Here is a 13,624-nt window from a genome sequence, read left to right as displayed (position 1 = left end):
TAGTCATTGATGGACACCATTATACAGTGAGGTAAGTCTTAAGTTTTAGGACTACTTGATCTCCTAGTAAGTGGCGAGGATCAATAATAATTTAGTTGTGTAGGCTACACACATTAGTGACTATGAATAAAAACTCTTCTCTTTTGCAAAAAATGTTAAACACTTAATCTTAGGTAATTCATCTGTATAGAAAATCTTTTTTTTGTTTGTCAGATAAATAATGTGATAAAAATATGATGTTTAGATTAAGACAGTTAAGGCAGTGACTATATGAAAGGCTGAAATTATTTTGGACTAGAGTTTATCTCAATTAAGCTACTGACTTTCCTGTTCTTAACAGTTGCTTCAAGTCATGTTTAGATGCTCACTGACCCCATTGCATAAATTTAATGAAGGACAAATTTAGATCTGATGACAAGCAATAATAAAATATCAATTTTGCAAATAATTTAACTTCGGACATAGTAGTTACTAATCCTAAACTCTCTATTGTCAAGACAATATTTACAATGATAAACACTATGGTTGAAAGTCGAGATAGCCGAAAAATAAATATCCAAGTTTTTGTTTCTACTAATTAGTACATAGTTGATTTATGAAAATATATTGTTAACAATTAGAAAATAATCCGATTGGGTGAAGTTTTTTTCTGCTATATTTTTTATACTTGACTATAAAGTGTAAATTTTAATTAAAGTGAAGAGTATAAGTTTATGAGACAAAACATTTTTACAGCATTAGCTATTGCCCTTCCTGTCATGTTAGCAGGTCCGTCCCTAGCAGGTAATCCAATTCATATTCAAAGATTGTTAACTACTAATGAATGCATGCGATGTGACCTCTCAAATGAGGACTTGAGAAATGCTCATTTGATTGGAGCAGATTTGAGAGATGCTGATCTATCAGGGTCGAATCTGATTGAAGCTAACTTAGAGGGTGCAGATATGACGGGAGCTAACCTTGAGGGCTCTAATCTAACCGGAGCAACGGTCACTAATGCCAGTTTTAATGATTCGAATCTAGATGACGTTAACTTCACCCGAGCTATGATTTATGATGCTGATGTAACAGGTGCATCAATGAACAACCTAGATTTAACGAGTGCTCAAATCTTTGATACGGGTATTGGGATTGGTGGACAAGATCCGGCCTTTGATTAGAAGCAGTAAGTCAAAAAGATTCAGATACCTCATCTGCTGTTATAAATTATATTAGGGAATATCGGCCAATAATGTAGGTATTAATATACTCTATACAACCTTCAAAATCTAAACTGTGTTTAGATTTTGGATTTTGGGAATTATTTTAAAACGTAATTTGCTTAGTTCTCTGATAGCTGAAGTTGAAGAGACGAGTCCCTGTTATGATTATAATCAGGAGATAGGTTATTTTATATCTTGTTGGAGCGGTACATTTTTCTAAGTTTTACATATAAATCAATCTAACTTCTTAAAAGAATAGACAAAAGTATTTAAAAAAGTCATCAATCCTACTAACTTCCCAAAGATGAATAGGCCCGACCAGCTTTTATTTTATGACTTTAGCCGACATCTCAGTGTTGGTTTATATAAAATTGCTCTGTGATTGTTATTCTTAAGTGATCGAATTTTTATAAAATTGGCTGATAGTCCATCAAAAATGTTATGTCAAGACTCTATCTAAGAATACTGTTATCAAAATTTATATTTCTTAGATTCAGCATAAAACCTTAGCTAACCAATAAACCGTCTAGCATATGATAATGCTAGACTCTTCTCAAAGAAAAAATGACTATAACGGGTGTGACAGGACTCGAACCTGTAACCTACGACTTAGAAGGTCGGTGCTCTATCCATTGAGCTACACACCCACAAAATCCATTATAACCACTTCATAATTTTATACCCTCTGTTACTAATAACGTCAACTCTAAAAGTCATTAACTTCAAATCTTAGCATTCTATACTATATATTTCGACTTAGAATTAAAAATCAAACTCATTGAGTCTCTTCTGTAACATTTGGGGAAATTTAGCATAATATTTCTGATTGAGAGGAGAGGGATGGGGTAAAGGGAGTAAAGTTACTCGTCGTTGATGTTTCACGCCCAAAGTATCAGTCGCTCTGAGGGTGACAGGGAGTTTGTTTTCATAGCGATCACTCCGTTGAAAAAATTCATTAATTTCTCCTTTATCTCCATAAGGGGTAAACCACTTAAAAGCGTCGGTTCCTAATGTAATAATTTGATTTCCTTGCCAATAAAGGACTAACAATTGTTCCACAAAGGGGCGGAAGCGGTTTTTGACTTCGGTAGTATAAGCTTTGTTACCAGGAGGTTTATAGGGGACAGTATTGGCTAAAAGAACACGAGCACAAATACGGTGCAATTCCTGTTGAGTTTTCGCCTGTTGATGGTGCATTGCCCAATAGAATCCCTTACGAACTAAAGTGCCTGCGGCACCAATTAAAGGTTGCCCAGTGTGGACTTCATCTCGTCCAAGATCTCGTCCGAAAAAACAAATCTGACTTTTTAAGTTTCCTGCATATAAAATAGGTTGAGTAGGATCCTTGTTTGCAGATTCATAAACTGATGTATCAACAGGAAATGGTTTTTGTTTAGCTTCTTGACATATTTGGACAATTAAGGTTTCGATGTCTGACATTAATTAACCTAATCCATAGTTGTGGCAATTCGTACAATAGCATTATTTGTGACAAGTAAACATTTTAAAAAAAGCAAGTAAGGTAGACATGTAATTGCTTTAGATATGATTTTGACTTATTTGTTTGATAAATCTCTTGTCTAATTACTTAGACTAAATTATGTTGGTATTTGAATATATATTAATAATTTTTATTATGCTATTTCTCTATTCTTTTTACAAGATGTTTTAATAAAAGACGTATACAGATAGTATATAAAATAAACAAAATATTGTTTTTATTAAATAAATAATCTAAAAATTGTTTGTTTTATTGTATTTTATAAAAGCTTAGTCTGATTTATAATTTACTAAATTTTACTCTTAAATCTAATAGACTTAAGAGTAAAATTTGAGTTTTTATTTACATTCTTCAAATAATTTTTAGGTTATTATTAAACTTTTATAGTGCTTGCTATTCTAATCATATTGGCTAAATATTGATCAGCTTAAAAGATAGAGATAGTCTTTTAAAGAGATGTCAAACCTATTTAGAATCACTTATGTATAATTTAGATAAAAAACTATTTTAAACAGATAAGTAATAAAAATATTTATTGGTATTAACTTATAAAAAAAATTAATTTATTAACTTTACAGTCTATCAAACCATGATTTTTCAATTAATTTCTACTAGAAAGATAAATTTAGAAAATTTAAGTAAAAATATTATATTTTAATTTATAGTAAATACTCTTCTTATTAAAGAGAATATATAATTTATGCTCGGAGATTAAACCAAACTAAACCTATATTTATAAAACGTTAAAAAACGAATTTTATAATTAAAAATTAACATATTTTTAGTGTACATGTTCTGTTTTTAGATCAAATTAAATTGATTGTTCATATCTTTTACTATTGATTGTCTAGAAAAAATAAATGATTGTTAGTATTAAATACTAGTACGAATTAAGTTGCAGAGAACAATTACTAAATTTGTATGTAAAGACTAGATACTGTATATAACAGACTTGTATTTTAAAAGGTAATATTTTATCCTATATTTTTTATGTCAAGTAGTTATTTTATTTAAAATTTACTTAGAATATTTCCAGGTTATTAAACTAGGAAATAACCTGGACTTTTCCTTCCTTTAATATTAGAATAGCTTGAGCAAATTGTTCGACAAATTTTTTTTGGTGATTCACCATAATAATAGTAGTTTGCTCGGTCCGATTCCAATTAATTAGAGTTTCTATCAATTGTTGGGCACGATCACTATCTAAAGCCGAAGTAGGTTCATCCAACAATAACAGTTTAGGTTTCATCATCAACCCCCGCATAATACTTACTAGTTGTCGCTGTCCTAAGGATAATTGCAATTCGTTGCGAGTTAACCAATCATCAGGGATAGATAGTTTTGACCGCCACATATCAATAGACTGTGCAATCTCTAGTTTAGGTAACTGTTGCAATATTAAAGGATAAGCAAGAGTTTCTTCAACAGTCATCCCTAATAACTTTGGCTCTTGAGGAACTAGAACAATTTGTTGACGCAGTTTAACAATAGAGAGATCGCAAAGAGGTTGAGAGTCCCATTCAATTGACCCTGATGTGGGATCTTGTAAACGGTTAATCAATCGCAATAAGGTAGTTTTGCCAGCGCCTGAAGGACCAACAATTGCGAAGCGATCACTTTGATTCACTTGAAAAGAAATATTAGTTAATAATTGATTTTTTTCCCTAAAATTAGTAAGGCTGACTTCCGATAATTTTAATAATGGGATTGACTTAGAGTTCATAATTTAAATTAAATATAAAATAAATGTAAAAGTTAACTAATAAAAGTAATTATCCATCGTTTTCTTATCTATCTTGAATTTGTTCAGCAATATACTGCATAGAGCCTGGTATTGATTGAGAATCTACGGTAATATCTTGTTTTTCTCTCTCCTAAATATAACTGACTGAAACTATCAATAGCCGAAACCTGAAGAATATTAATTAAATTCGCTTTTTCTATCTCATTAACGGCTCAAACTAGATAAGCAGCTGGCTAATATTCTAAAAAAAAGAGTCTGCTTGACTACTAAAATTTGTCCTAGTTGATTAGAGCTAACTAATTACGCTTAATAAGAATCGATGTGGCGAATAATTTGGATAGAAACACCTTGGTTTTTAAACAATCATGTCTATTCACATCTAAAGTGTCTACTAAAATTACTACCCTTGTAGCTTTTACATCCCCTTGATTGATGTAATGAATTTCGAGAACTCTATAAAGATGTTCGACTAGTTGAACTTCAGAGCAAACTACTGCAGACTTTGAAACGGGATCTGTAACTTAGTCAATTTCAATTCCTGGAAAGACTTTAATTCATAATGTAGTATTCCCAGTAAAGTTAAAATTCTAGTATTAATATACTAATACAAGCAGCATCTTGAGGTTGTAATCGATCTAAATAAACATGGCTTGCGCAATTCAACTTTCAGAGTTTAATTATGCAATATTTTCCATTTTTCTCTATAAAAAGACCTCAAATAAACTACCATAAGACTCATAAATTAAGATAGTTGTATATTTTACATAAAATTTAATTAGTTTGTTTTTCTTGACTAAACTAATTATATAACCTGGAGTTATATTGTATTACAAATAATAGTATTTCAAGTGATTGTTTATCGATAGATTCTTTGGATTATTATTAATCAATAGTAATTATTTTTTATAAACTTAAATATCGATCAATATTTAAGTTTATAAAAAAATTTAACAAAATAAAGAGTCTAAACAATAAAAACATATAAAACCTATAATATCATAAACAAATCAACTATAAATATTTAGAACAAAAGCTGTTTATCTTGATAACTTAAATATATTTTTAATGCATATTTAAACTAATTCTTTACTTTGCAAAAAAAGATAACATAAATACAGATCCAGAAAAAATCGAGCTTAGCTTTATTTTTTATTAATTTATAAGATTATAGTTAACACTATAGTAACTAACATCATAATATTTGTCTAAAATTTATCTCTTATATCTTATTTCTTTCACTAAAAAATATACGGTATAAATACAATACTAAGAGTCCTAGTCACACTTATCTAGTCAAGATAAAAACTAATTAAAAACTGTTAGCTACTATTATCTAAATATAATTAGCTTTCAGATGAATTTCAAATTGAAACAGAATCCATCATATAGTCTCAACTAGGCTACTAATAGTCAAACAGCAGACTATCTGATGTAGATGGGGATATTCTTAATTGATTTACAAAGTCTGACGAACAGTGCAACTAACTGAACTAGGATAAGTTAATCACCATATAGAAAAAATATTACCTTCAAAAGAAGGTAAAGTCTCTCAAATCTTTTTGGAGAGACTTTACCCATAATCACATCTCAGATTGATAGAAATAAGATCTACTACAATTCTATTACCACAAGTGGCAATAACAGTGGTAATATTGGCCTATTATATAGTGGATTTCAAGTGATTTTTATTATCGTGAAATGTTCAGATTTTAGGATGGCTTCTCGCATAGTAATTTGATGCTACTACTTCAAGGGCTTGTCCCGATTTCAATAAGGGAAAAATACAGTTAACTCGGTTTTCCCAGACTTTATCTGCAATTTCATAATCAGGACAGCTGATACGATACGTGGAATCAGAAAGCACAGAAAAAGAACACCCATAAGGGAGAACCAAAGACAAAAGCAAGTCAAGAGCATTTTGATGTAACTGAGAATGTATCATATAACTTTATAATTTATTTTTTTATCCCTTCCAAACTAAGTGTGATTAATTAGTAGTCAATACTCCCAAAACTACCATTCTTACTACATCATGTAAGTCTAAAATATGATTTTTTTAGCAATCAAGATTTTGTAGTTTAGTAAACTTTACACAGTAAGAATTTTAGCTTTTGTTTGCTATGGTATTGTCACAGATAGTCTGTAAGGGCTGTTTGCTTAGAACTTCTGTCTGATTTTATCAGGTATGTCGTTCTCTATTGTTTGTATTTTTATTGAGATATATTAAGTTTTATGATAATCACTATATAGTGGACAAATGATTACGACCCACTTGGTTGCTTCCTGACGGCAACAGTTAAATTACCTTAATTTAAAAACAGACTGATATTTTATTTCAATTAATATTCATTAATACTTAAGCTATTTTTTTTAAGTTATTTTTATTACAAGTTTCAATTAAAATTATTAAAATTAATTGAAACTTGTAATGATATAGTTAATAGAATAATTAACATTGACTGTTATTATTACCCTCCATTTTAGTAATTTTATTTGTCTTGAATAATTACCTTGTATTTTTAGATAGCTAACATTTAACATCAATAAATATACTAAATCCAACAAAATTATTAGAATAAATATTATATAAATTGTTACTGTTCGTTCAACCAAATGATAGCTTCCCTGATCCACTCCTCGCTAGTATTATTTTTTGATATTCGATTATCTTTATTAAGAGTGGAAATAGCTTGACTAATTTCTTCATTTGTGTATCCTAATGCTAACAAAGTTACTTCCAAGTCTTCTAACACCTCTAAGGATGAGATTACCATAGAAGAAGATAAAGTTCTTCCTAATCGTTGTTTCCATTGATAGAGTTTAGTTTTGAGTTCTAAGATAATACGCTCAGCAGTTTTTCGTCCAACTCCTGGTGTTTTAGACAGAATATAAATGTTGCCATTAATAATTGCTTGCACCAACTCTTCTAATCCTAATGTCTCAATTAAAGCGATTGCTAATCGTGCACCAATTCCATTAACATTAATTAGTTGACGGAATAATTCTCGTTCAGCATCAGTAGCAAAACCATATAAAATAGGGTTTTCATCCTTGATTTGTATGTGAGTAAAAACTTGTATTTTTTCCTGTTTATTTTTAACTAAATTTTGTAAGAATCGTGATGAAATTTGTATCTCATAACCTATACAATTGACTTCTAAAATAAGAATAATTCTATTTGGAATATTATCTATAACTTCAATTAGATCGCCTTTAAGATAACTTAACACAGTTTATTATTAATAATTTTGACGTTAATAAAATATTTTTGATTATTTTAATATGACTTATTTATTTTGATTTTAAAAAAACATTCCAAATGATAACCTTAAATAAAATCATAGCAAATTATTCTATACCCTTAGTAGTATTTACATGATTGATTTTTTTGTCGCAACAAAAATAACTATACTTTATGGTCTATCTATATGTCATGATAATATCTATTATATAGATGTTAAATAGCTTTGACACTCATTGACTAGTAATTTTCTGTAACATAATAGTTTTGGGGCTATCTTATATGCTCAAGAATATATTCTATATATACTTGTTTTTACCTTTTATTCTTAAGAATTAGTTTATAATCCCAGACAGTCCATATTCAACGTATTTATCTGTTGAATATGGACTTTAAATAATAATTTTCTAATTTTTAAAAACAAATAGATTTTAATATTGTTTTTATTTATTAATTAAACGATTAGCCGTTCGTAAGATTTGTCCAGCTAAAATTGCAGCTCCAAAGCCATTATCGATATTAACCACGCCAATTCCTGCTGCACAAGAATTTAGCATTGTCAATAATGGAGAAACCCCCCCAAAATTTGTTCCGTAACCTATACTAGTTGGAACTCCAATTACTGGACAGTCTACCATTCCGGCTACTACACTAGGCAAGGCTCCTTCCATACCTGCTACTACAATCAATACATCTACTTGATTAATTAACTCACGATAACTTAATAAACGATGAATACCTGCTACTCCTACATCCCATAAGCGTCGTACCTCAACCCCGCAAAGTTGTGCGGTAATAGCAGTTTCTTCGGCTACAGGCAAGTCTGCTGTTCCTGCTGTAAGAATCCCAACTACTCCCAATCCAATTAAAGGAATCTCAGAAGTTTTCAAAGCACAAATGCGAGCCACTGGATAGTAAATTAAATTAGGTACTTGTTTCTGCAGTTGTTCTGCCATTTTTGCTTCAATACGAGTTGCCATAACCACAGGAGAATGAGATGCCATTGTAAGCATAATTTGAGCAATCTGTTCAGGAGTTTTGCCTGTCCCCCAAATAACTTCAGGAAATCCTGTCCGTAGAAGACGATGATGATCTATTTTTGCAAATTCATCAACCGATTCAAAGCTGAAATATTTGAGCTTTTCTAATCCCTGGTCAGGACTGACTTCTCCTGTGGAGATTGCTTGCAAAAGAGACTGGAGTGCATCTAAATTCATGGTCTGAAATTTTTTTTGAACTATATAACTATTTCAACAATTGAATACGACTTAGAACTCAACTGATTTTACAGGCTATTTCTGAAATCGCTTTCCTAGGTAAAATACAAAAAGTAAAAGTCAATATTGTCATATTGACTAAATTACAACATTAGAAAATCATTAGCATCAACTAATTAAAAATTCAATCAATATTGAGGGGTATTCATTTAGTTAATCCTAAAATTGACAAAATAAAGGACCCTTCAGCTATCTGATTACTACCTCTTATTTAACATAATGATAATAATCAATAAACTCATAATCATTAGCTATCATGACTTTAATAAATTTAAGGTCCTCACATTATCACACTAACATTAGTTATGCAAACATATTAATAACAATTTAAGTTATTAACTTAAATTGTTATTAATATGTTTGCGAAGAAATACTAAACTTAAGACTGTAGAGGTAAATATATTCTCTGATTGTGAAAACAAAATATTAAAAGTAAACAATAGTAACTAAATGATATATGCTGTATAGAAACAAACTAAAATCATCAAAACTATTACACAATTCAAGCACACTAAATATTTTTATATTTACGAAGAATTTTCTCTAAATTTTATAACTTTATTGAGATATCAACCTTAATAATATTAGATAAGTAAATAATAGAGACAAGTACAATAGTCACTTAACTATACTTCAAAACTCTGAAAAATATTCTATAAGTTCACCCATATTGAAATATATTTAAGTTTGATATATTTATAGTAATCATTATTTTTTTGAATTACATTAAATTTTAGTCGTAAGAAAAGAGCAAAAATGATAAGTCAGAGTATATATATTAAATAATAACAAACCATGCATTTTCTATTACTAATAGGAATGATTTTCTTGTCCCATAAATATATAAGACAAGATTTAAGAAGATAAATTATACATACATATCTTAATGACAATAGTTAAAGTCAATTTGATAAACGGGGTAAAGTCTGTTGAATAAAATTTTTGACCAAAGCAGTACGTTTATTTTTTTCGAAAACCTTTTTTATTTTTTGAGGAAATTGCTTTAGATCTATTTCCTTTACTACCGTTGAATCAACATCTTGATCTTGAAAATGTTCTACTAGACTTAATCCAGCTAAACGGGTTAAATAGGCAGCACTTATTGCTTGAACCGTTCCTCCAGCAACATAGGTAATAGCATTATTTTTAAGTACACTACTAATAGTTTGAGTTGATAGTTCAACTAATCCTAGTTGAACTATCGATTTCCCAATGATTCCTGACAGAACTCGTCCTTGGGAAAAAGACAATTTCTGTTTATAAATCACTCCCAAATCTATAACTAATTGAGAACTAATAGCAGCGGCAGCTAATAAATCTAAAGCAGCTACGGGATTAGCAAAAGCACTAGCTGCTGCAATCCACTGATATTTTTCAATAATAGGTAGAGCACAATCTCGTCTTATGTTATTAAGATTTGCTTTAACGTCTTTTTTAAGAGACATTGCTTCACGCCATAAACTTCCCCAGACTAACATTTTTCTTTCGAGTTCTACAATCAGTTTTAAGCGATCACTCAAAGGGTCGATTTCAGGCAGTTGAGCTTCAATCCACTCCCGAATTGTCCCATTTTCTTCATGTTCACGAACTTTTAGAGATTGAGGAGAAGCACTGATGGCAATAACATCAGAAGGAGTGATCATTGATTTTAATTTTTGCTGTACCTGTTCTAAAATCAAGACTCTCTCTTCTGGAATATATTGATCTTTTTTATTAAAAACTAGAATAAATCGTTGATAATTTTGATTGCACTTTTGTAAAAATTCCCAATGAGAATTAGTTAAGTCTCCAGTAATTAACAATAGAATTAGATCTGCTTTTATTTCAGGCATTTCTACTTCTTTAAATAAAGATTCTACTTCTATAAAAGAGATATCATTAAAAATATTTTGAGATAATAACTTATCTTTTAAAGTTGTCTTTCCAACCTTTTTATCTCCTGCTAGAGCGATCGTTAATTGTTGACGATCAAAGCTTAAAGATAATTGATTTAATTGTTTCTTAAAGAAAGAAATATCATAGTCTGGTGCTTCGGTGGATAAAGTATTAAGAATTAGTTCCCCTTGATTAATAATATCTTTAACTGATTCTTCAGTTAAGCTTGTTACTGGTAATGGCTTACTTGTTGTTTCTTTTTGTCCTTGCCGCCACCAAAATCCCAAGCCCAAGAAAATTGTACTAAGTAGTCCCCATTCTTTTATCTCTAAGATTTGCTGGCTGAATCCATCATAAAACCATAATATAAATGAAATACTGATGCCTGCCACCAGAATTGGCTTGTTGAGCTTTTTTTTCATTATTAATTCCCCCGAACAATCCTTTTATAGAAATCAGACTTTTTAAAATTTATTTCCTCTTTCAGGGTTTTTACTATCTTAAGATTGCCATGCCTTTTTTAATCTATCCCAAAGACCTGAAAGAGATTCTTTCATTTGTTTTTTGAGACTCCAACGTTGAAAGGCCTTTTCATAAGCTTCTCCTTCTGTTTGAAAAGCTTTCCAGGTGTCTAAAGATAAAGGCAATCCCAAGATTAAAAGAGTATACAACGACCAAGATAAAGTCCCCGAACTAAGAAAGTTTATTATCAAGAGAAACCCGTTGATGATAACATAGCGAACGACCTTTTGTTTTAATTGTTCCTGTCTATAATAATCAAATTCCTGTCGTTTCCGTTCGATTATTTTACCATTAAGCCAATCGCGCTCAGCAGATCTCAGACAGTCAAGATCAATATCTAATTCGGTGGCAATTTCCCACAGTTGCATTCTCGACAATTCTGAACCATCGGCTGTACGAGTTATCGCTAGGTGAAGAATTTCTTGGACATCATTTTGACTGTAGGATTCGGGGGGGTGCACGTTAGAAGTTGACATAATTTACTTACTTTAGACTCAACTCAGTGAACCAGCTTGTCTGACTATGGTTATCATCTCAAAATCAGCCAGTCCAAATCTTTTTAGATTTTATCTTGAATCTGAAAATAGAGATCTGCTAACCGTTAATAACTTATTTCTAAAACTGAGTCATAAATAACCAATGGATAAATCTTGTAGTAAAAAATGGATAGTTTCTGCTTATCAACTGTTCCTGCGTATACCATGCATTAATATTTAGAACTCCTGACTCTAATAAATATTTAGAAGTTTTAAATATTTGTTGCTAAGCAGTTAAAATTACTTCTTAATCATGACATTTATTATATTAACAAAAAATGTTGACTTTTCTGTTTTATATATCAGAAGTTACAGTAGAAAAACGCTAAAAATATCTAAGTTAACAATGATAGTTATCAGATTCTGTTGACAAGTCCCTTTGGTTCATAAAGGCTCTACTTCTGTATTAATCAAGTCTTCAGAATTACAAAACGTTCCTAGGATAAAAATTTGGGAATTGATTAGGTACAAATATATCCTTACTTAACTTAGCCTATATGAGCCAAATTATTTTCTCACAAGTTCCATCTTCATTGTAAAATGGTGGGCTAGAGAACGTATAGCCAGTTCCTCTCAGAGAAGAACATTATTTAATTGTAAGTGCGTTCAAGCCTTTAAAAGCTTTTTGGGGCTCCTAAAGTGAATTGTGATTTTGTATAGTATTTGGAGAGAGTTAGTGGACTTATCCCTCATTCCAGCCCAACCTAAACCTGGTCTAATCAACATTTTAATCGAAATTCCCGCTGGCAGCAAAAATAAATACGAGTTTGATAAGGACTTAAATGCTTTTGCTTTAGATCGCGTTCTTTATGCATCAGTCCAATATCCTTGTGATTATGGATTTATTCCTAACACTTTAGCCGATGATGGTGATCCTCTAGATGGGATGGTGTTAATGGATCAACCGACTTTCCCTGGATGTATCATTGCTGCCCGTCCTATTGGTTTATTAGAAATGATCGATGGAGGTGATCGCGATGAAAAAATTCTTTGTGTTCCTGATAAAGATCCCCGCTACACTCAGGTTAAATCCCTTAAAGATGTTGCTTCTCATCGCTTAAATGAAATCGCTGAATTTTTTCGTACCTACAAAAATTTGGAGAAGAAAATAACAGAAATTATTGGATGGAAGGACGTTGAAGCGGTACTTCCTATTGTTAAAAAATGTATCAAAGCTGGAAGTAGATAATTTTTAAATATTTCACCTACAAACCAGTAATTTATCGAAAATCCCCGCCTATGAAGAAAAAATGCGGGGTTTGTTTTATAGCATGCTCTCAAAAAATAATAACATCTGATTAATATTCTCATATTACTAGAACAAATCCATAATTTTTCTAAAAAATAAAGTCAACTCTTTTTGGCTATACTATTTATTTTAATTAACTTACTAAAAAATACAATATATTAATTAATAACTTGTCCTTTTAATTCCTTTAACAAAGGAATATCTTTGATATATGCTATCTTTAATTTACTTAGTTTCCTTTAATTAGTTAAAATTAACTATTCATACAAATAAACTCTGTATTTTTAACCATTTTGAATATTCAACTAAAATGTATCAACGCCTATAGAAATAGATCCTAAATCTAATTGAATAGTATTCGATTACAAGATACGAAAATACATTTTTTATTCTTATACCTTTGTTTAATGAAATATAGCCAATTCTATTGAAAAAGACTACCCTAATTTTTAATTAATAGGTGATTATATTTAATTG

At 30.3% G+C, this 13,624-nt stretch carries 9 protein-coding genes and 1 tRNA gene; 2 read left to right on the top strand and 8 right to left on the bottom strand.

The window, feature by feature from the left end; genetic code table 11:
• The first annotated feature begins 758 nt into the window (after positions 1–758).
• Positions 759–1,160 carry a pentapeptide repeat-containing protein gene (locus OXU93_RS00520; protein WP_416378800.1) on the top strand — a complete coding sequence of 134 codons (402 nt, stop codon included), beginning with the start codon at positions 759–761 and terminating at the stop codon, positions 1,158–1,160.
• Positions 1,161–1,776: 616 nt separating this feature from the next.
• Here the strand turns inward: OXU93_RS00520 and OXU93_RS00515 are convergent.
• The 8 genes from OXU93_RS00515 to OXU93_RS00480 form a co-directional block, all read right to left on the bottom strand.
• Positions 1,777–1,849: transfer RNA gene (locus tag OXU93_RS00515), tRNA-Arg, on the bottom strand.
• Positions 1,850–1,964: 115 nt separating this feature from the next.
• Entirely contained in the window at positions 1,965–2,642 is a 678-nt protein-coding gene (locus OXU93_RS00510; protein WP_267383891.1) for a uracil-DNA glycosylase family protein, read from the bottom strand.
• Between the two features lie 1,106 nt (positions 2,643–3,748).
• Positions 3,749–4,426 carry an ABC transporter ATP-binding protein gene (locus OXU93_RS00505; RefSeq protein ID WP_267383890.1) on the bottom strand — a complete coding sequence of 226 codons (678 nt, stop codon included), beginning with the start codon at positions 4,424–4,426 and terminating at the stop codon, positions 3,749–3,751.
• Positions 4,427–6,149: 1,723 nt separating this feature from the next.
• Entirely contained in the window at positions 6,150–6,389 is a 240-nt protein-coding gene (locus tag OXU93_RS00500) for a hypothetical protein (protein WP_267383889.1), read from the bottom strand.
• A 652-nt stretch (positions 6,390–7,041) separates the two neighbouring features.
• On the bottom strand, positions 7,042–7,677 hold the full coding sequence (gene ruvA, locus OXU93_RS00495; RefSeq protein WP_267383888.1) for a Holliday junction branch migration protein RuvA: 636 nt from the start codon (positions 7,675–7,677) through the stop codon (positions 7,042–7,044).
• 454 nt (positions 7,678–8,131) lie between these two features.
• Positions 8,132–8,905, bottom strand: a complete 774-nt coding sequence (gene larB, locus OXU93_RS00490; RefSeq protein WP_267383886.1) for a nickel pincer cofactor biosynthesis protein LarB — start codon at positions 8,903–8,905, stop codon at positions 8,132–8,134.
• A 962-nt stretch (positions 8,906–9,867) separates the two neighbouring features.
• Positions 9,868–11,262, bottom strand: coding sequence for a YcjF family protein (locus OXU93_RS00485; RefSeq protein WP_267383885.1), 1,395 nt, complete (start codon positions 11,260–11,262; stop codon positions 9,868–9,870).
• 78 nt (positions 11,263–11,340) lie between these two features.
• Complete coding sequence (locus OXU93_RS00480) at positions 11,341–11,838, bottom strand: 2TM domain-containing protein (protein WP_267383884.1); 498 nt, start codon at positions 11,836–11,838, stop codon at positions 11,341–11,343.
• Between the two features lie 736 nt (positions 11,839–12,574).
• Here OXU93_RS00480 and OXU93_RS00475 point away from each other — a divergent pair.
• On the top strand, positions 12,575–13,087 hold the full coding sequence (locus tag OXU93_RS00475) for an inorganic diphosphatase (protein ID WP_267383883.1): 513 nt from the start codon (positions 12,575–12,577) through the stop codon (positions 13,085–13,087).
• Positions 13,088–13,624 lie beyond the last annotated feature (537 nt).

This window comes from Cyanobacterium sp. uoEpiScrs1, from assembly GCF_947331815.1.
In the GTDB taxonomy this organism is placed as follows: domain Bacteria; phylum Cyanobacteriota; class Cyanobacteriia; order Cyanobacteriales; family Microcystaceae; genus Rippkaea.
This window is presented reverse-complemented; position numbering and strand designations above follow the sequence as displayed.